Raw genomic sequence first — 19831 nt, forward strand, 5'->3', positions numbered from 1 at the left:
GTGTTAACAGCACTAATTTTTTTGGAGTACCCATCGAATGAAAATCATCGTATTAGTGAAACAGGTACCTGACACCGAAACGAGTATTAAAGTAGGGGACAAATCCATTAACGAAACTGGAATTAAATGGATTATCTCTCCTTATGATGAATTTGCCATTGAAGAAGGAATCAGACTTCGTGAAAAACACGGTGGAGAAGTCATCGCCGTTTCCCTCGGACCAGACAGAGTCGTAGAAGCTCTTCGAACCGCTTACGCAATGGGCGCAGACCGCGCGGTTCATATCAAAGTGGATAACTACGTTCCTTTCGACACGAACAATACAGCAGAACTGATTTCAAACTTTGCAAAAGCAGAAAACGCAGACGTAATTATCGGAGGAAGACAATCCATCGATACGGATTCTTCTCAAGTTGTCATCCAAGTTGCAGAACTTTTAGGAATTCCTCATATTGCATTTGCAATCAATCTTGAAATTAATGGAACCGCGGTTAAAGCTACAAAAGAAGTAGAAGGTGGAACTCAAACCGTCGAAACTTCTACTCCAGTGGCTCTTACAGCACAGAAAGGATTGAACGAACCTCGTTATCCTTCTCTCAAAGGGATCATGACCGCTAAGAAAAAACCTGTGGAAACTAAATCTGCAGCAGATCTAGGTAGCCCCGCTAGTAAAATCGAAATTGTTGGACTGGAGCCTCCTCCTCCAAGAATTCCAGGTAGAAAACTAGAAGCTGCAGATGCGAACGCATTTGCAGCTCAACTCGTGAAGGCTCTTAGAGAAGAAGCTAAGGTTATATAAGGAGAACACAAGTGAGTAATGTATTCATTGTTGGAGAATTAAAAGACGGAGAACTGAAAAAAATCTCCAGAGAAATTACTTCTGCAGGTAGAAAAATCGCAGATTCTATCGGTGGAAAAGTAATTGCACTTCTGATCGGAAATGGTGTCGAAAAACACGCTCCTGAATTGGCTGCAGTTGGAGCCGATACAATCCTTACCGTAAATTCAGGCGATTACAACGCAGAAACATATTCTAATCAAGTTGCAGAAGTAATCAAAGCACAAAACCCTGCAGTAGTTCTTCTTCCACATACTTCTCAAGGAAAAGATTATTCTCCTAGAGTAGCTGTAAAGGTAGGGGCTGGAATTATCGCAGACGTTGTAGGATTTTCTGTAGATGGTGGAAAGGTTGTAGCAAAAAAACCAATCTATTCCGGAAAGGCTTACGCTAACTTCAAAGTAACAAGCCCGATTCAAATTTTTACCGTTCGTCCTAACTCTCAAGAGATTACTCAAAAAGCAGGTGCAGGCGCGGTAGAAGCAACTTCCCCTTCTGCAGGAAATGCAAAAGTAAAAATCGTATCTTCCGACTTAAGTGGCGGTTCTAAAGTTCAATTAACGGAAGCTTCTATCATTGTATCCGGTGGGCGCGGAATTAAAGGACCTGAAAACTGGCCTATCCTTCAAGAACTTGCTGACACACTGGGAGCAGCACTGGGAGCTTCTCGTGCAGCTGTGGATGCGGGATGGATTTCTCACTCTCATCAAGTAGGACAAACCGGAAAGACGGTTTCTCCAAATTGTTACATCGCTTGTGGAATTTCTGGCGCAATCCAACACTTAGCTGGAATGGGATCCTCTAAGTATATCGTTGCAATCAACAAAGACGGAGATGCTCCTATTTTTAAAGTAGCGACTTACGGTATCGTAGGAGACCTCTTCGAGGTAGTTCCTGCAGTAACTGCAGAGTTCAAAAAAGTACTTGGATAATCCACCTGCAAAACGATCCGAAACTCATAAATGCCTTCCTATGGGGCGGCATTTAGGGAGTTGAGCATGAGTTTTTATTGAAAAAAGTACTTGGATAATCAACCTTCGCGCGTAGTTTGAAACTATGGCATTTTTGAAAATCAGGAGAATTCTCCCAGGTGCCGCAGGACTGATCTTAGTCTGCGGCATTTCTGTTTCAGGAGATCCTGGAAGAGATAGACTAGGTGCACTCTTAGGAAGGATGAGCGAAATTTCCAGCCTTAGAGCCAGCGTAACGATCAATAACGAAATATCAGGAACACTTTCCTTTAAAAAACCGAATTATTTACACGTCAAATTCTCAGACGGTAGAGTTGTATCTTCCAATGGTAGATTTCTTTGGTTTTATTCTCCTGCAAGAGCTATCGTAGGAAAGCAAGATCTTCGTGGAACCTCCGGAGGAGTTTTCGGTTTACTCAGCGGCTACGAAGAAGTTACCCAAGTCGGCGGTTCCATTCGACTCAAATCTCCTACAAAAACATACGAAGAGATCGTAGTGACTATGAATTCAGACAACACTCCTAAATCTTTAAGAATGAAAAAAAGAGGAAGCAGCGAATACACATCGATCAGTTTTTCCGGTGTGCAAACAAACGTAGGTCTTTCCGCTTCCCTATTCAACTTTAGTGCTCCCTCTAGTGCACAGATCGTAGAAAATCCTCTGAACGAAAAGGAATAACTCTCTTGTCTGGAAGTTCAAGGACCGACGCTCATAAGACATTCGCGGATCTCTACAGAAAGCAGAGAAGCCCCGAACATCAGGAGAAAATCGACGAGGTAATCCAGAAGTCGAACGACATTTTCATTCGTATTGATTTGATGAAAAAGGTCGACGAAGAGTTCGAAAAGAAAAGACAAGAAGAAAATAAAAAGTCCGAAGACGAAGATAAAGCCAAAAGGACAGCAGAAAAATCGACCACTACTTCTAAAAGTTCCGCGAAACCCGCTCGAAAAACTGAAACCTCTTCCGGAGGAATCGGCTTTTTAACGAACCTTTTCGGGGGAAACACGGCGATCAATAAATTCGCAAAAGAATCTGGAACAATGGACGTAGGTTTTTTAGGTAGAAAACTACAGATTTCTTCGGGAGTTCATAACCTATTCAAATTTTTGAAAGAAGATCAGATCATTGCTACAATCCAAGCGCTTCGATTTTGCGAACAACAAGGTTGGAGATATTGGAAACCTCTTGTATATAACGTAGTATTAAACTTTAATAAACTTCTTAACAGTATTATTACTTTGGATAGTTTGTTTATCGATCAGATTTCCCCAGAAATATTTTTAAACCGTGCAACTAAATTAGAACTTTATTATGCAAGACATTTGAGCCGGGCAGATTGTAAGGACATTATTATGACGGAAGTTCCTGAACTGATTCGTAAAGACGAAAAACTAGTTCCTAAAATGCCTCAGATTACAGCTGGACTTTCTTACGGTTTAAATTTAGAAGACGGAAGACCCAAAATGTCCGATGCAATCCGAGCTTTTCATATCGTTGCCACCAAACGTATGATTACTTGGGATGAAGTGGTTCAACAACTTAACATTCCTCCGATCAATGAAACTAAATTTCAAGGATCTCCAGATATTATCAAAGAAGTGGAGACTACACTACTTCGCCTTGCGGACGATATTCAAACTAGACTCAATAGAAAAGAAGAATTACAAGGCTTAAGAGAAAGATATTTTAAAATCGATGATAAAGGAAAAATGAATTTCGACTTTTTGAATTCAATTGTAGATGATTATTTCGAAAATCACGTTCCTGAAAATATGCAGTCCGCGTCTCTTAAATCTTCTTTTAAAGGAACACCTCATAAGTTGATGTATTTATTACTTAGAGATTTTCAAGCCTCGTTTGCTCCAATTTTAGAAGGAACGGTCAAGGTAGGTACAAAAAATCAAAGTAGAGACGTAATCATCATGCTTCCCGGTCTTTTTAAAAGTGATATAGAACAAATCAATAATTTGCTTCGTCTTTTGGACGCATTCAATAAAAAATATCCTAGTTTCCAGTATAGTTTTGCGACTTACAACGAACATACGACTTCAACGGTAGGAGTAGAAGATCAGATTACTCAGAACCTTTTAAAACTGATTGGGGACGCCGCGGGTTTTATGGGTAAATTCGCTGAAAAGATCAATATTCTCGTGGAAAACCACTTACTCGCCAAACAATACGAAGCTTCAGGCAAATTGAACGAAAGAGTTTTAGTTTCCAAAGAGAAGGTTATCGAAGAAATCAAAATTCTTCATAGATTTATTCCTTATTGCGACTCTCCGATCGTTTCCGGAAATCGATTAAACGGAAAAACATTAGAGTTCGCCTTTTTGGAAATGGCAAAACTTCTCTATAACTACGCCGTAATTTATAAAGATAAACTTACGATCACTAAATTAACCTTACATAAAAAAATCGATACAGAACTTGCATCTTTGACGAAAGAATACGAAAGACTTGCTGGTAAACCTTATGATACAAAACGAACGGAGGAAACATGAGGATTCTCACTGGGGTCCAACCTTCCGGTAAACTTCACTTAGGAAATTTTTTCTCAGTCATTCGAAAACTCAAAGAATACCAAGATTCGACTGACTTATTTTGTTTTATCGCAGATTTACATTCTCTAACTACGTTTTCTTCAAAAGAAAAACAAAGAGAAAATACGTTTAACGCAGTCTGTGATTTTCTTGCACTTGGAATTGATCCAGATCGATGTACTTTTTGGCTTCAATCTTCTGTTCCAGAAGTAACGGAACTTGCTTGGTACCTAAGTCATTTTATTTCAGTCAATCAATTGAGTTTGGCACATTCCTACAAAGATAAAGTGGCAAAAGGTTTTCATCCTGGAGGCGGACTTTTCTTTTATCCCGTTTTGATGGCTGCGGACATTTTAGGTTTTGACAGCGATCGAGTTCCAGTTGGTAAAGATCAAAAACAACATTTAGAATTTGCTAGAGATATTGCTTCTACTTTCAATCGCGAAGTCGGTCCCGTCTTTAAAATTCCCGAACCGGAAATAGATGAAACTACAGCGTTGGTTCCAGGCGTAGATGGTCAAAAGATGTCTAAGTCTTACGGAAACACGATTAATTTTTTCGACTCCGAAAAGGAACTTAAGAAATCCATAATGTCTATCACGACCGACTCCGCCGGGATCGACGAACCCAAAGACCCTTCTAAAAGTAATATTTATGCAATTCATTCTTTGTTTTTAGATGCCAAAGGAAAAGAAAATCTGAAACAAAAGTTTTTAACCCCAGGAATCGGTTACGGTGATCTAAAGAAACAACTTCTTCAAGATACTTTGGATTATTTTGCCCCTTATCGAAAAGAACGGGAAAAAATAGGAGCAGACAAAATTTTCGTAGAAGAATCTCTAAAAAAAGGACAAACAAAAGCGCGGAAAATAATTTCAAACGTTTTAGACAGAGTTCGCAAAGAATTAGGAATTTATCAATTTTAAACCATAAATATATTATTATTTTATAAAATATTACTTAACTCCCGACAACAGAGTTGTTGAAAATTTAATTTTTTGCGTCTTGCATTAAGAGATTGTCCAAAACCGTACACCGTGGGAACTACTACGAGCATTTGGCATAAGAGAATCTGGGCGAATCCGGCTTGCCGGACCGGGCTCTCAGCTCTGGTCAATAAATTGCATGCAGGAAACATCATACAACAATCGTATTCAATTGCAATTTATTGACCTCGCATCGATCCCTTTCGCGTTATACTCAATTCACGTCAAATTACTACTCGTACGTATAAAAATAGTATCAGAAAATTAATGGGCAATTTTACAAAGACACTGGAATTCTCAAAAAATTATCCAACTTGAAATCGTTGGTCTTTTTGTGTGAGATTCTACATTTTAAGTTTTGAAACAGGCTTAGAATAGTATTATTTTCATGCGTCCGAGTAGTAATGAGAATTCGATATAAGAGAGAATAGAAAAATTTTTCTAAAAATAAGGTCCCTACATTCATTCATAAAAATGTTTGATCCTAGTTTTAAAAACTACTCATAACTATAGAATAAGGTACTAATATTTTACATAGAATCAACGTTTTGTGGTAAAATTAACGGTACTCAATTTTCTAGAGATCAGTAAAAACAGTGGAGTTCCCACATTTCAAAGTTTTATCGTAAAATATAAATTTATGGTAGTTCCCACAAATTCAGTCGCATTACGGATTTTTAAATATTTATTTTTTGTAATTACAGCCCTTACATTTTCAAAATTTATCTGTAACTATCCACATTTCTAGCAAAAAATCGGCTAAAAAACTTCCCAAACGACCAAACCAATAACCGTAAAAGGGTATGGAAAAACATATCCGAAATTGGATTCCCTGTTCCGCATTTTCAAAGTTTTCGCTCGGAACACTTACAGGAATCGTTATAGACCTAATTTTTCCCGGAACTGTCCTACTCTGGGCCGGCTTTGCGATCGGCTTGTTTTCAATCAGTCATTTTTTAAAAAAACGATTTCAAATTTCAAAATATTTTATTTTTGGAATATTCTTTCTTTTATATGTTTTAACTGCTTTTCCAGAAAAATTTCAAATAAACCCACAAAAAAAGTATTTCAACGTTTCCCAAAAAAATCCATTTGGAAAACCGGAAAAAATTTTCCAAAAAAAATTCAGAGAACAAGTTCTATTAGATTTAAAAGAAGCGGGACTAGAAAAAAATTCCAATCGAATCGCTTTAGGACTTATTTTTGGAGAATCTAAACAACTTTCGCAAGAATTTAAAACGAAAGCAAAAGAAGGAGGAATTCTACATTTATTTGCCGCTTCTGGATTACATCTTGGAGTTTTAATGGGAGTTCAATTTCGACTTTTAAGTTTGATTCCCAGTTTAGGATACAACACACCTAGAATCATTCCACTCCTCACTGGCTTTCTTTATCTGTCTGCTTTAGGTTATCCGACTTCGCTCGCAAGAGCCTGGATATTTGCAGGAATGTTATTATTCCAAGGATTATTCTTTCGTAAATTACGACCGGTTGATCTATTACTCGGTTCTGCTTGGATTTTATGGCTCTTAGATCCTATTCGATTTTATTCGGTTTCATTTTGTCTTTCTTTTGGAGCAGTAACAGGAATATTCTTTTTTTCTTACCCAATTAGGATCGCTTGTAATTTTCTTTCCGATGAAAATAAAATATCTTATTTTTTAAAAGAAAATTTATCGATTTCATTTTCTGCCGGACTTGGTACAATGCCCGTCCTACTCCTTGCTTTTGAGTCTTACAGCTTTGGATCCATTTTACTCAACTTAATCATGGTACCCTTAGCGGGAATACTTCTTCCAATTCTTTATTTTTCTTTGCTTATACAAAAAACAAAACTAATCTTACTAACGGAACCAATTTGGTCTATTACTGAATTCTTAATCCAAATTTTAATCTACTTATCAGAAAACTTATCTAAACCGCTCGGCTTTTATAAGGAAATGAAAGGTTCTGTCTGGATAGGAATTACAGGTTGGATCCTACTTTGTATAAAAATATTATATTATTCTTATTTTATAGAAAAAAATTATCTAAAAAATACAGAACAATCCATAGAAAAAGAGACATTGAGTTCATACGAAAAATTTACAGAAAACAAAACTACAAGTTTACAAAGTGAATCAATTTCCATCGATATAAAAGAATCTCAACAAACATACCACAAAGATCAATTCCCGTATAATCAGATTTTTAATTCAAAAAATATAATATTTATAAAACAAAATACACAATCGGATCGCTCGCCGAAAAGACGAAAAGCGAATGAACTTTTATTTCCAAACTATAAAAAAGAAACACCGTTACTTCGTAATTCAAATCCGGAAATGTTCAAAACAAAGGTTTCATTCCAAAAACAGATCCTACCCGCTTTTCAAAAAAATTCAAGGCCTCTAAACGATAAATCGAAAAACACAAATCAAAAAATTCAAAATTTAGAATATTATTTTTTATTTAAAAATAAATCATTCAGCAAAAAAACGTATCCGATTTTTTGTATTTTATTCTTTCTTACAACGTTAGGAATCCATATATTACTCTACAAATCACCGGATTGGTTTCCCTCAAAAAATAGAATTATAAACAATAAATTTTTCTTCATATTCCGAAACGGGGACTCGCTGATTTTTTCCGGAAAATGTAAATATGGGTTCAAAAGAATTTCAAACGCATTTAAAATCTCTAAAAAAATCTATTGCGATTCCACAGAGAAACATCCTCTAACAAAAGTTTTTGTAGAAGACGAATCTTGTCTCAGCTGGACGTTTCAATGTTTGCAAGATCACCCTCAAACAAAAATTTTTTATTCTGGTTTAGATTTCGAAGCTTGGAGTCAAAAAAGCAGATTTTATTTTCTCAAATCAAAACCGATTCGAGAAATTTCGATTTCACATCGATCTAAAATATTATTCTTTCATACTAAAAAAGATTCTCTCTTTCAACTCGCTCAAAAAACAAAAATAGGTAGCGGTTGGATACTTTTAGAAACTCCTTTTGGAAACCAAGAAGATTCGAAAGTATGGAATCGAAACCGAAAACTGCTTGGGCTTACGGAGAGTTGGGTGTTTCTGGAAAAAGATGAGCTCCAGAGAATACCCATTTCGGAAAGTTTCTGAGATTCGAAAATTCTTGGAGTCAAAATCCTCCGCGCCGTTAAAAAAATGGGGGCAGAATTTTTTAATCGATCCGAACGCGATTCGATCCATTTTAGATTGTCTGAATTTCGACCTTCTTTCTACAATCGATCGAATTTTAGAAATTGGTCCCGGACTGGGCGCAATCTCTCACGGATTACTCGACTTCAAAAAACCAGTAACGTTATTCGAAATCGATCCCATATATTCAAATTGGCTCAGAGAATATCTTCCAGAATTTGAGCTTAAAGAAGGAAACGCTCTCGACTTTTTATCCGAATATTCACAAGATTCAACATATCTTTTTGGAAATCTTCCTTACTATATTTCTTCCGAACTTACCTTAAACTCGGTTAAAAATTTAAAAGGACTGAAAGGCGCTACATTTTTAGTACAAAAAGAATTCGCAAAAAGAATTTCAGCTGAACCTTCTTCGATTCAATTTTATCTTTCGGCCTACGGAAATTGGAGTTTAAAAAAAGACATAAAGGCCGGGGCTTTTTATCCAAAACCAAATGTAGATTCCTCAATTTTAGAATATAAATCTTTACCCGTATTTAAAAACGAATCCGGATTTATTGCACTCGAGTGTATTTGTAGAACCGCTTTCTGGGGAAAAAGAAAAAAATTAACTTCGTCTTTTAGAGACGCTCCTATCGAATCTTTACCTTTGGAAGTTTATTCTTCCGAAAATTTTTCCGAAAAAACATTTCGTACCGAATGTTTAAAAGCTTTAAAGAGTGTAAACATCGATCTGGACAAAAGACCAGAAGAATTAAAATCGAAAGACTTTCATGAAGCCGCAAAAATTCTTTCGGCCTATATATCAGAAATATTGAATATATCTTAAGGAAAGTTTTTATATTCTAGAAGAGTTTTATCCATAAATTCTACAAATTCTTCTTCCTTTTTAAAACCAAAATGCTGAAGGACCGCAGACTGTATCATAGAATAATCGGAAATACCGCTGGAAATATCAATGATCATATCCGAAAGATAAATCGCAAATACAGTGTCTTGAAATTCTCTTTTGACCAAAAGAGGTCTATGATGCATTTCTGCCGCAACTCGAATTGTATCCGAAAAATTCCACTTCTCACAAATCATCCCACCCAAAGTAGTATGAGAAATTCCTAATGCAGCTTCTTCCAAAGTCAAAGGAGAAGGATAAAGTCTATTTCCCAAAATTTCAGATATTTTTGCCGAAACATTCGGGTCGATAGAAAGTAAAATTACACGGCCAACATCGTGTAACAAAGCCGCACAAACCAAAACGGTGATTGTTTGTTTTTTCCAGCCCATTCTTTCCCCAAGACGTCTACAGATAAACGCGGATAAACTGGACCTTTCCCAAATCGCTTCAAATTCATTGTATTTTTCTTCTAGAATTTTTTTTGTTCCTAAACTCAAAAGTATATTGTTCAATTCTGAAAGTCCAATTACTTTGATCGCATCTTCCAAATCTTCTACTCTCGCTCTTTGAGAAAATGAAGCAGAATTTGCTAATTTTAGAATATTCGTAGAGAGTGATACGTCTCTACTCACAAGTTCTGTAATATTCTGAATCGAAGAGTCAGGTTTATTAATCAGACTCATAATCTGATTAATATTATCCGGAAACGTAGGAAGAGTATCTAGTTCTGCAAAAATATCTCCAGTTTTTTGGAGATTGATATTTCTTTTTTTAAATTCAAAAGGAATCTTGATATAGGCAGAAGTAATTCCTTCCTCGGATTTGATCCGATATGAATCCCCTTCAATTCCTTCGTTTTTTAACATCAAAAGTGACATCGCCAGCCCCAAACCGGCACCTTCCGATTCGTCTCCGTGATTTTCGAAAACCTCTGAAAGATCATTGTAAGAACGAGCCTTTGAGATTCTTTCCTGAATTCTCTGATCTTCTTCGGGAAGAATTCCTACGTTATTCGAAACCTTTAAAAGAAAACTATTCTGGTTAAAACCAAATGTAATTAGAACATACAATCCATTTTGTTCCAGAAGATCTGCGTAAAGATCTTTTTTTGAAATCAATTCTTCCTTGAACCTTTCCATTCCGATCAAGTATTGATCCGGATCTTTAATATCCAAACCGGCTTCTTTAAAAACCATTCTCTTTTGATTGGCTTTTATCGCGTTCATAAGAGTTTCTCTTAAGATGGAAAAGATACATTCTCGAAGAGGCCCAATATCTAAATATTGTAGATAACGATCTAAAATAAAACCGATGATTTTATCGATGTTCTGATTAAAATGAGTGATTCTTAAATAGAGAGGATTGAGAGATTCAATCGGTTCGTTTAAATTTTTAACAGAAAGATAATATCCTTCGTTTTCATAATGAAACCACTGAATCTTCATCTACGGATTTCCAAATTCCGCTCGGATCGTTAGACCCAAGACAGAATTATGATTCTTCCAAAGTTTGTCAATCTGTATTACGATCAGAGTTCTTTTCTATCTAGAATAACTTTCACAAATCCGAAACAAAGAAAAACCCAAACGCTAATCTGAATGAGCGAATATTCCCCATAATAATGAACCTGAGAAAGACTTTTTGCAAGAAGAGAACTCGAAAAGAAAAACACAGTTCCCTCTTGAGGAAGAATCCAATAGATTACTTCTAAAATTTGTTTTTTCAAATCCGAAGCCTGAACCATACTCGCAGCAGCTGACTCATAGATGAATAAATCTAAAAAAGTGGAAAAAACGAGAAGCGCAAGTCCCCCGAAAAATCCCACGTTTTTACCAAAACCTAAAACGATTACAAAACCGAAAAGAATCAAAAAGTAAAAAACGAAAAACATGGTAAAACATGCTTTTAAAAGATCCCAGGAAAAGTTTCCTCCACTAATTTGCTGTTTGGCGAGATAAGTCCCAATCAGAAAAATTCCATTCGCAAAAACGAGTAAAAGAACTCCTAAAGATTTTCCACCAATGTAAGTCAAAGGAGAAACGGGTCTTGCAAGAATCGGAATATAAGTTTTATTTTCTAATTCGTCCCCCAAAAGAGAAACCGGAAGAAACAAAGCGAGCACAGTATTCCAAAATGCAAAAAAAAGAAAAGTTACGTAAACTTGAAAATCCGGATTTCCGGATCGATCTTGACTGCCGATTTGAATCTGACACGTAAAATTCAGAAATAAAAACAAGGCTGATATTATAAAAATAAAATATACGACCCTCTTTCTAAGAGTTTCTCTTAGAGTTAGAAATGCAATCGAAAAGACTTTCGGAATCTGATCTTGAATCCAAGAGAAATTATTCATCGTTTCCCCCAGTTACTCTTAAGAAAACTTCTTCAAGGGATTCAGTAGTTCTTTCATATTTCAAAATATTTGCTCCTAAAGCAACAAGCTCAGCTGGAATTTTTCTCAGATCAATTCCACCCATAGGAAGAAACTCGATTTGATTTTCCTTAATTTTTTGCTCCGAGGAAATTTTACGAATGTAAGAGTCTAACTCTGAGGTAACAGATTCCAATTTGATAAGAATTCTATTTTTTCCTTCTTTCAAAGATTCTAAAGGACCAATCGCAGCAAGAGTTCCTAAATTAAGAATCCCAATTTCGTGACAAACTTTTTCCACTTCCAAAAGTCTATGAGAATTTAATAATACTGTTGTACCTTTAATTCGATTCTCTTCTACAAGAGTTTCCCGAAAGTCGATATAACCCTTCGGGTCTAAACCGGAACCGGGTTCATCTAAAATCAAAAGTTCGGGATCACTGATCAAAGCAGATGCAAGTCCTAATCTTTGCAACATCCCCTTAGAGTAACCGGAAACTTTTTTAGAAGCCGCGTCCGCAATACCTGTCTTTTCCAAAAGGCTCTTAGACTTATCCCGAATCAAAGCGCTTTTCATTCCAGCTAACTTACCGCTGAAAGTCAAAAATTCTTCTCCCGTTAAAAATCCAGGAATAGAAATTTTTTCCGGAAGATAACCTATTTTTTGCCTCAATCGAGTAGAAAATGGAAGTCCAAATAAACGAAAGTTACCTTCGGTTTGTTTGGAAAATCCCATCAGGATTCGAACCAAACTCGTTTTTCCTGCGCCGTTTGGACCGAGAAGGCCAAAAACAGAACCTTTAGGAACTCGAAAGGAGACGCCCTTGAGAGCCTTTTGTTCCTTGTATTTTTTTTGAATCGAATCGATTTCAATTGCAAATTCAGACATGGACTTTTCCTTGGAATTAAAGCCTTCTCTAAAATCGTCTCAAAGAATTCGTATTTTCATAAGAGATTCGAATCGTAATACGAAACTTTTATGTACAATTTTGGAGACAATCGGAAGAACATAATTTAATTGGACCCTGTTTAGGTTCCAATTAAAGAAGGCTCAATGATTTTTTAGGAATCATTCTCTGTCAATTCTCTATAAGAAATGAAGATTATAATTGCAAGACATGGAGAAGCAGAAACAACTTCTCTAGATGGAACAGATCGTTCAAGACCGCTTACAGCGAAAGGAGAAGCGGATGTACGAAAGATGGGAAACTTTTTTAAAACTGGTTTCAAAATCACAAAGATCTATCACAGTCCTTACGAAAGAACAAAAAACACCGCGAAAATTTATACGGACATTCTTCAACCCGAACAAGAAACAGAATCATTAAATTATTTAGAAGCAGGTCAAGATATGTCTCGGGTTTGTCCGATGATTCGAGAATATTCGAACTCTGATACAATTCTTTTAGTAGGACATAGCCCAGACGTTTCCATATTTGCAGAAAAACTTTTAGGAATTAGCGGAGTTGGAAAAAGTTTTCTTTTTTCTCCAGGTTCCGCACTTGCAATCAATGTTCCAAGAGAAAAATTCCACGACGGTCAAATCATTTGGTTTGTTTGTCCGGACTTTCTTTGTTAATTTTTTCTGTTTCAGAAATCACAATAGAGTTGTTAAAAAATTTCATAGTTGCCGATTAACAAAAATGTTTCAATCTACCATTTTATGAAATAAATAGGAGAATTAATTTTTTAAAAACTCTACTCATAGAATGTCGAAACTCTTTCTCTAAACAGGGCTTGATCCCAAAATTTATAGTAATCCATTACGTAGAGGCTTATTCTTTTTTAAGTTTACAGAAGAGGCTTTTGAGAAATTCTTACTGTTATAGAAAGAATCGGGGTGTAGCGCAGTGGTAGCGCACTTCTCTGGGGGGGAAGGGGTCGCTGGTTCGAATCCAGTCACTCCGAGATTCAAAATCTTATATTTATTAAAACTTTTTGGCAAAAACCCGCCTTAAAATTATCTGTAAAACGATTCTTATCGAAACAAAATCATTTTTTTAATTGATTTAGAAAAATAAAATATACTACTTTTCTAATTTACTTCTGTGTTCACAGAGTTTTCATTTTTGGAAACCTTTAAAAAATCCAAAACAAATAATTAAAGCTGTTGAAAAATTTCATAATTTAGTTTAACAAAACTGCTTCAATCGATAGTTCCCACGAAACAGATAGGGAATTTATTTTTCAAAAACTTTATTACTGATAACCAATCGTAGAGCGCTCAATACTTTTGATTTAAACAGAGTTCGGAATAGAAATTTATGGTATTTAATTTTATAAGAAACAGTAAAATTGAATTTCTTCATAAAATCGCCGTTATTACGGCTATCATAAAAACTCTTTTATCGAGGTCCCATTGAATAATGGATTCATTTTATGCAGTATTTCTTTTTAAAATCGAGAGCGCTCAGTTTTTAGATTTAAAACAGTAAAATAACGTAAGTTCGCGGAAAAATCCATTTTATCTTAGGTCAATTTTTTCGTAAAAAAATAGATGTGGGAACTCTCACAAATCGTGAATTTACAGCTAAACTTTGAAAATTGTGGGAACTATTTATTACTCATAACTATATAATAAAGTACTTAATATTTTGTATGGAATCGGTGTTTTATGATAAAATTAACGGTACTCAATTTTATAGAGATTAGTAAAAAATACAAAAAGAATCATCGTCCAATCGGATTTCTGCGCAAAACCACTGTTTTGCGGCCATCGTCAAAATTTAAATCCCATTTTAATGCAGGTTCGGCGCGAGTAAAAATTTTCTAAAGGTAGTAGTTCCTACAACTTTAGAATTTATTCGTAAAATCGTGATTTGTGAGAGTTCCCACATTTAAAGAATCAATCTATAGAGTTCAGATTCCAACTTTTTTCAGAAAAATGAATTATGAACAAACTTACATTAAATAACGTGAATTTGGTATAACCGCGAAAGAAATCAATGCGAGAGGAACTCAGTAGAATGCTCTTTCAAACTAAAGCCGGCTCGCTTCTATGGCGCTCGAAAAATCGCGTTCTATAATAAATTGAAACTAAAGACAATTGTTATATCCTGTTTTCTATATACAATTTATTGACCAGAACTGAGAAGTCCGGTCCAGCTTACTCGTAGCAGGTGGATTTGCCCGGATTTTCTTACACCGAATTCACGTTAAAATAAAAAACTTGCGGGATTACCAATGATTTAACTTACTAAAAAGTACGAAACGTCCAGATCCGATGTAATTTGTGGGAACTCCAGCGCTTTATTAGGAATTTCTAAAGAAGTACTCGATGATACTTGTCGAGGTTTTGGGATAAATTCAATATCTGAATGTGTAAAACTTTATTTAAGAAATTCCTTCTTCCCGAAAAACTCAGGAAGAAGGCTCTCAAGAACGCGAATTTAATCGGAACGTATTTTCTTAAAATCCAGAGAACAAAAAAGTTTAGCAAAAACCTATTTTTTGATAAAATGATTGAGGATATTATCTCGAATCTCTTCGAAACGAACCAGCCCCCAAGCTAAATTGACTTTTAACTTCAGAGCATTATCGCTCATATCTTTTTCACCCTGTGTTTTTAATTGATCGAATCTTGCTTCGATCTTCTCTTTGCCTTCATTCAATTCATCTACGAGTTTATCAAAAATCTCGCGAGATGTCTGAACGGCTCCGATCCCTACGTTGATTATGTCATTTAATCTTTTATTTTCCATATACAACTTACCTCAGTTTGCTTTCGAGGATCTCATCTTCTATTTTTGTGCAGTGCATAAAAATAGCAAATACTTTTTTCCTTTTTTTCTTACCTATCTCCCTACCTTTTAGTAGTTCATAGGATTTAAAAAGGATATGGCAACACATCTTGTTAAAACAGACAGAAAAAAGTGAGAATTACTTACTTTCCTTGTTAGGAATGATTTTATTTATCATCTTTGGACTTTTCAATTGTGGAGTAGAAATTAACCCCAGTGGTCCTTCTGGAGCGGACTGCAAAAAAATCGAAGGGCTTCCAGGTCCCGAAGATTTAGCAATCGATCGGGAAGAAAAAATTTTATATATTTCAAGCCACGAAAGAAGAATTAAAAACCAAACCGGAAAAATTTTTAAGATCGATTTGAAAAATCCATCTGCGACCCCTGAAGAAATTTTGGTAAAATATCCTTCTGAATTTCGACCTCACGGAATCAGCCTTCTTAAAACCAAAAATACTTACAGACTTTACGTCATTTCTCACCCAGAATTTTTTAAGATTCATACAATCGAAATTTTTGAACGAAAAGGGAAAGAATGGTTCCATGTAGGGACTCTTACGGACCCATTATTAACAAATCCGAACGATCTTTCAGTAGTATCAGAAAATGAAATTTATCTTTCCAATGATCATGGAAAAGGCAATATCCTAAGGTATCTCTGGGATGATTTGTTTCAAATCAAACGCTCAGAAATTTCCTACTACGACGGTAAAACTTGGTCAAATCTGGGGAATCCTCTTTCTTTCGGAAACGGAATTTTATATACAAAAGATTCCCAAGGAAACGAATTTTTATATCGATCCGGTTATATGGATCAAAGTGTATTTCAATTTCAAATTCGCAGAGAACAGGGAAAACCAATACTTGGAAAACCGAAAAGGATTCTAATTAATTTTGGTCCAGATAATCTAGAAATAGATTCAAAAGGTAGAATTTTTGCGGTCACCCATGGCTCTGGGTATCAATTTCTAAGACACATAGGCAATCCAGAATATCTATCGCCAACAATAGTATTTCGAATTTCTTCAGACGGAACCTTTCAGGAAGTGTTTGCTAATTCAGGAGATTTAATTTCGGCCGGAAGTACTGCAATCCCCTTCGAAGGAAGATTGTATATAGCTCAGGTATTCAATCCATATATTCTAAATTGTGAATATAGTAATTCTGATTAAAACAATAAATTTCAAGTCCATCCTGAATTCCCAACAAAAGGTGTTAGCTCCACAGAGACTAACACTTTTTGTTTTACTACTTACTAACATTATAATTTTTGTATGAGTTTTCACATTCTTGTGGGACTAAAGCATCTTCACTTCTATGGGCGCTCTCAGATTCCAACTTGTTTCAGAATCATGCGTTCCTTACGCCAAACTCACGTTAAATGATTACTTTATCATATAACTTCTGGTGGGAATTCCTCATTCATTTTTTACGAAAAAGTCAGGTTTTTATAAAACGAATCTCTTATATCAAATTCACGTTGTTTTACTATTCTATTTACTGTAAGGAGGATCGTAGATGCGACACCATTCTTTGTATATGAAGTTCCTCTATCTTTTGTAGACATCGCCACAACACAACTTTCTCACAAAGCCAAAAACTACCTGACTCAACTTTTCAACAATAGAGTTATTAAAAAATTAATTTCCCATCCGTTTCTATTTCATTGAAATAGACGATTGAAACAGTTTTGTTAATTTGAACTGCGGAATTTTTCAATAACTCTATTATATTCAAAAATTCTAAAATTTATAAAAAAGGATCCTTGACGGAAATTATTACTTATAGAGAAATTTTTATACGCCGAGCTCCCGTTTATTTAAAGTAGAATTTAAGAATCGTATCCGCATAAGCGGTTCCCATTAAATCATATCCGACCGGATTTGGATGAACTGGATCCGTTTGCGAATACAAAGAAACAGACTTTTCTTTTTCTAAAAAAACCGATTCCACATCCGTGATCGGATATCTCGAACCTAAACTTTTTAGATAAGAATTGATCCGAAAAATGTTCTCTCGATAACCGGGATTGATCGTAGGTGGTAAAATCGTCACTAAGATTATAGAGTTACTACGAGCTTGAATAGAACTAAGAAGAGTTTCGTAATTTTCAGGAAATTGATCGATAGAACCCGGAATCGCGTCGTTTGTCCCCAATTCTAAAATTAATAAATCTTGGCGTTCCGTCAAAACGGATCCAATCATATGAGTACAACCGGGAACGTCCATTCCCGAAACGGAATAATCCGTGATGGTAAATCTAGATCCTAATTTTTCTCTCAAGCCAAACCCGTCCGATCTCTGGGACAAAGAATCTCCTATGATTCCTACCTTCAAAAGAGGACTGACCAAAGGCAATAAAGAAGAAAGCCCATGTTGTTCGCCTTCTTTTCCTACACAGGAAATCAATAAGAAAAACAGAATATTATGAAATTTAAAAATTTTACTACATATATAAGATTTCATTTTTTTTTCCGAAGATAAATTTCTGCCTGAGCACGTATTAGTTTTCTGGTTGTAGAAGGTGAGACCGATATACTTCTCTTATAAAAAGAAGATGCGTTTTCTTTCAGATAATTTTCAACATTTTCGTTCCGTTTAGTACCTTCACTAAAAACAAAAGTATCAATAGTATCCAAAGTGTTCACAAACATTTCTGGAGGAATTGGTAGTTCTCCCGGAATAAATTCTAAAATTTTTTGATTGGGATATTTTTCTTTTAAATAGAAATACGGATCAGGGATCGCTTGAAGATAAACTTTTTTAGAATACTTCAACTCCGCAGCAATTTCTTCTGAAAATTTTTTCCCCAGATCAAATTCAGGATTGATAAAACCAACTTTCCGATACGCTAAAAACAACACAATCAGGTTACAAAATAATAACCCGGAACCTACATAGATCACCCTCTTTCGATCCGATTCCTCCAGAAGTATTCCGCCTAACGCAGAAAGTGGCAGAGTAAGATACATCACATAATAAAATTCTGTTGATAAAAATAAGAACACAACAGTTCCTAAAATCCAAATTAATAGAAATAAAAATTGTTCCTTCTTTTCCTTGAGTAATCTTTGGTTGATTCCGATTCCCGCCAAAAGAAAAATATAAAATAATATTCTGACTCCCGGATTTTCATATCCTCCGATTAAAATTTTGATCTTAGTTAAAATTGAAAAGACAGAGAAAAGTTCCTTTTTCCTACCAAATTGCAATCCAAACTGAAATAGAAATAAATCCCAATGAGGTAATAACCAAACAACCCAAACCAGGATCGGAATCATTCCTCCTATCCAAAACAAAATAGAAAATAATGATTTCCTTTTCCAAAGAAGATACAAGGACGGAATTCCAAACACAGAACCGAATGGATGAGATAAAAAAGAAAGTCCTAAAAAAATTCCGGAGAACAAAGATTCTATTTTCCCAACAGGTTTTGGAATTTCATCTAAGGCGGTTCGGACTATACAAAATAAACTTGTTAACGCAAAGAACAAACAAAGAGTTTCCATCCTTGCCATCGTCCCTACTCTCAAAAACAAAAGATCTGTAACAAGTAACAAACAGGAAAACAAAGCGGACAAAGAAGAGAATCCAATTCTAAGTAAGATTCCACAAAAAATAAAAATACAAACTGCCGCGACTACAAGGGTATATAGCCGAAGTCCTACAATTCCCGGAAAAACATACTTCATCCAAAAACCGCCCGAAAAAAAATACAACGGCGGCATCCATAAAGTTACTTCTTCCATTCCAGGAATCAATCCTTCTAAAACCTGAGTTCGAACAGTCCCAAACTCTGCAAAATCTTGAGAAGGAGAAAAAAATAACACTTCATCCGGCCAAACAGGAGGAAACTCAAGCCGATCGTTATATGAAGTCCATAGAAAAAAAAAGACTAAAATAACCAGAGCAAACCAAGTAATTGTCTTGGCGGGAAGAAAACGGGACATAAAACCCAAGGAGATAATCCGGGGCAAACCCGGACTTTAGGCAAGTGAATCGAGAGCGGAACTTTCTGTTTCGTAAACTTCAAACAGATCCAGCAATTCGACTACATCAAATACTTTTTTTACAGGCGGAGTGATACAACAAAGCTTCAATTTCCTTCCCTGCTTTTCCAATTCTCTTACCATACCTACAAAGATACGAATCCCCGAAGATGAAATGTAAGAAATATTTTCCAGGTTGATTAAAATATCACCCTGCCCGGATTGAACGTCATCTAGTAACTTCGCTTCTACTTCGTCTGAATGTCCAATATCCAGCCTGCCGTTGAGTGCTACCAGAGTATGTTTACCGATCTTTTTCGTTTTGATTTCCAAAGATGGCTTCCTTTT

General features: G+C 35.6%; 17 protein-coding genes and 1 tRNA gene. 11 read left to right on the plus strand and 7 right to left on the minus strand.

Translation table 11 applies throughout. From position 1 onward, the window contains the following. Positions 1-37 precede the first annotated feature (37 nt). The 8 genes from BW942_RS03800 (at position 38) to rsmA (ending at position 9320) form a co-directional block, all read left to right on the plus strand. On the plus strand, positions 38-799 hold the full coding sequence (locus BW942_RS03800) for an electron transfer flavoprotein subunit beta/FixA family protein (protein WP_000692396.1): 762 nt from the start codon (positions 38-40) through the stop codon (positions 797-799). Between the two features lie 11 nt (positions 800-810). Then, positions 811-1770, plus strand: a complete 960-nt coding sequence (locus BW942_RS03805; RefSeq protein ID WP_000072965.1) for an electron transfer flavoprotein subunit alpha/FixB family protein — start codon at positions 811-813, stop codon at positions 1768-1770. Between the two features lie 124 nt (positions 1771-1894). Continuing rightward, the gene (locus tag BW942_RS03810; protein ID WP_000874918.1) at positions 1895-2488 is read left to right on the plus strand and encodes a LolA family protein; all 594 of its coding nucleotides are present in this window, start codon (positions 1895-1897) and stop codon (positions 2486-2488) included. Between the two features lie 5 nt (positions 2489-2493). Then, positions 2494-4314 (plus strand): hypothetical protein, encoded by a 1821-nt coding sequence (locus tag BW942_RS03815; protein ID WP_000016926.1) that lies wholly within the window; start codon positions 2494-2496, stop codon positions 4312-4314. Continuing rightward, positions 4311-5279, plus strand: a complete 969-nt coding sequence (gene trpS, locus BW942_RS03820; protein ID WP_001221811.1) for a tryptophan--tRNA ligase — start codon at positions 4311-4313, stop codon at positions 5277-5279. The genes BW942_RS03815 and trpS overlap by 4 nt, the downstream gene beginning before the upstream one ends. Before the next feature lie 610 nt (positions 5280-5889). Beyond that, positions 5890-6087, plus strand: a complete 198-nt coding sequence (locus BW942_RS03830; protein ID WP_001973364.1) for a hypothetical protein — start codon at positions 5890-5892, stop codon at positions 6085-6087. Positions 6088-6142: 55 nt separating this feature from the next. Next, positions 6143-8452 carry a ComEC/Rec2 family competence protein gene (locus BW942_RS03835; RefSeq protein ID WP_000410893.1) on the plus strand — a complete coding sequence of 770 codons (2310 nt, stop codon included), beginning with the start codon at positions 6143-6145 and terminating at the stop codon, positions 8450-8452. Next, on the plus strand, positions 8415-9320 hold the full coding sequence (gene rsmA / locus BW942_RS03840) for a 16S rRNA (adenine(1518)-N(6)/adenine(1519)-N(6))-dimethyltransferase RsmA (RefSeq protein WP_000098504.1): 906 nt from the start codon (positions 8415-8417) through the stop codon (positions 9318-9320). Before BW942_RS03835 ends, rsmA begins: the two co-directional genes overlap by 38 nt. Here rsmA and BW942_RS03845 read toward each other — a convergent pair. The 3 genes from BW942_RS03845 to BW942_RS03855 all read right to left on the minus strand — a co-directional run bounded on the left by BW942_RS03845 (position 9317) and on the right by BW942_RS03855 (position 12643). Continuing rightward, positions 9317-10828, minus strand: coding sequence for an HDOD domain-containing protein (locus tag BW942_RS03845; protein ID WP_000701780.1), 1512 nt, complete (start codon positions 10826-10828; stop codon positions 9317-9319). The two genes, rsmA and BW942_RS03845, sit on opposite strands and share 4 nt — an antisense overlap. An 83-nt stretch (positions 10829-10911) precedes the next feature. Then, positions 10912-11736 (minus strand): ABC transporter permease, encoded by an 825-nt coding sequence (locus BW942_RS03850; protein WP_001058915.1) that lies wholly within the window; start codon positions 11734-11736, stop codon positions 10912-10914. Beyond that, positions 11729-12643 (minus strand): ABC transporter ATP-binding protein, encoded by a 915-nt coding sequence (locus BW942_RS03855; RefSeq protein ID WP_001288326.1) that lies wholly within the window; start codon positions 12641-12643, stop codon positions 11729-11731. Before BW942_RS03855 ends, BW942_RS03850 begins: the two co-directional genes overlap by 8 nt. A gap of 207 nt (positions 12644-12850) precedes the next feature. On the opposite strand from BW942_RS03855, the gene sixA reads away from it, so the two are divergent. Both sixA and BW942_RS03865 read left to right on the plus strand, forming a co-directional pair. Beyond that, positions 12851-13333, plus strand: a complete 483-nt coding sequence (gene sixA, locus BW942_RS03860; RefSeq protein ID WP_000691324.1) for a phosphohistidine phosphatase SixA — start codon at positions 12851-12853, stop codon at positions 13331-13333. Positions 13334-13590: 257 nt separating this feature from the next. After that, positions 13591-13662: transfer RNA gene (locus BW942_RS03865), tRNA-Pro, on the plus strand. Between the two features lie 1535 nt (positions 13663-15197). On the opposite strand, the gene BW942_RS03870 is transcribed toward BW942_RS03865, so the two are convergent. Next, a complete protein-coding gene (locus BW942_RS03870) occupies positions 15198-15455 on the minus strand; it encodes an LIMLP_16025 family protein (protein WP_000428739.1) in 258 nt (85 codons plus the stop codon). Positions 15456-15604: 149 nt separating this feature from the next. Between BW942_RS03870 and BW942_RS03875 the strand changes: the two genes are divergently transcribed. Then, positions 15605-16666, plus strand: a complete 1062-nt coding sequence (locus tag BW942_RS03875; protein WP_000917839.1) for an NHL repeat-containing protein — start codon at positions 15605-15607, stop codon at positions 16664-16666. 643 nt (positions 16667-17309) lie between these two features. On the opposite strand, the gene BW942_RS03880 is transcribed toward BW942_RS03875, so the two are convergent. The 3 genes from BW942_RS03880 to BW942_RS03890 are packed head-to-tail and all read right to left on the minus strand — an operon-like array spanning position 17310 to position 19816. Further along, positions 17310-17960 (minus strand): SGNH/GDSL hydrolase family protein, encoded by a 651-nt coding sequence (locus BW942_RS03880; RefSeq protein WP_000844347.1) that lies wholly within the window; start codon positions 17958-17960, stop codon positions 17310-17312. Beyond that, positions 17957-19453: an ArnT family glycosyltransferase gene (locus BW942_RS03885; protein WP_000506554.1), complete on the minus strand. Its 1497-nt coding sequence runs from the start codon at positions 19451-19453 to the stop codon at positions 17957-17959. Before BW942_RS03885 ends, BW942_RS03880 begins: the two co-directional genes overlap by 4 nt. Before the next feature lie 27 nt (positions 19454-19480). Continuing rightward, the gene (locus BW942_RS03890) at positions 19481-19816 is read right to left on the minus strand and encodes an STAS domain-containing protein (protein ID WP_000404111.1); all 336 of its coding nucleotides are present in this window, start codon (positions 19814-19816) and stop codon (positions 19481-19483) included. Between the last annotated feature and the right edge of the window lie 15 nt (positions 19817-19831).

This window comes from Leptospira interrogans, from assembly GCF_900156205.1.
Classification (GTDB): Bacteria; Spirochaetota; Leptospiria; order Leptospirales; family Leptospiraceae; genus Leptospira; species Leptospira interrogans.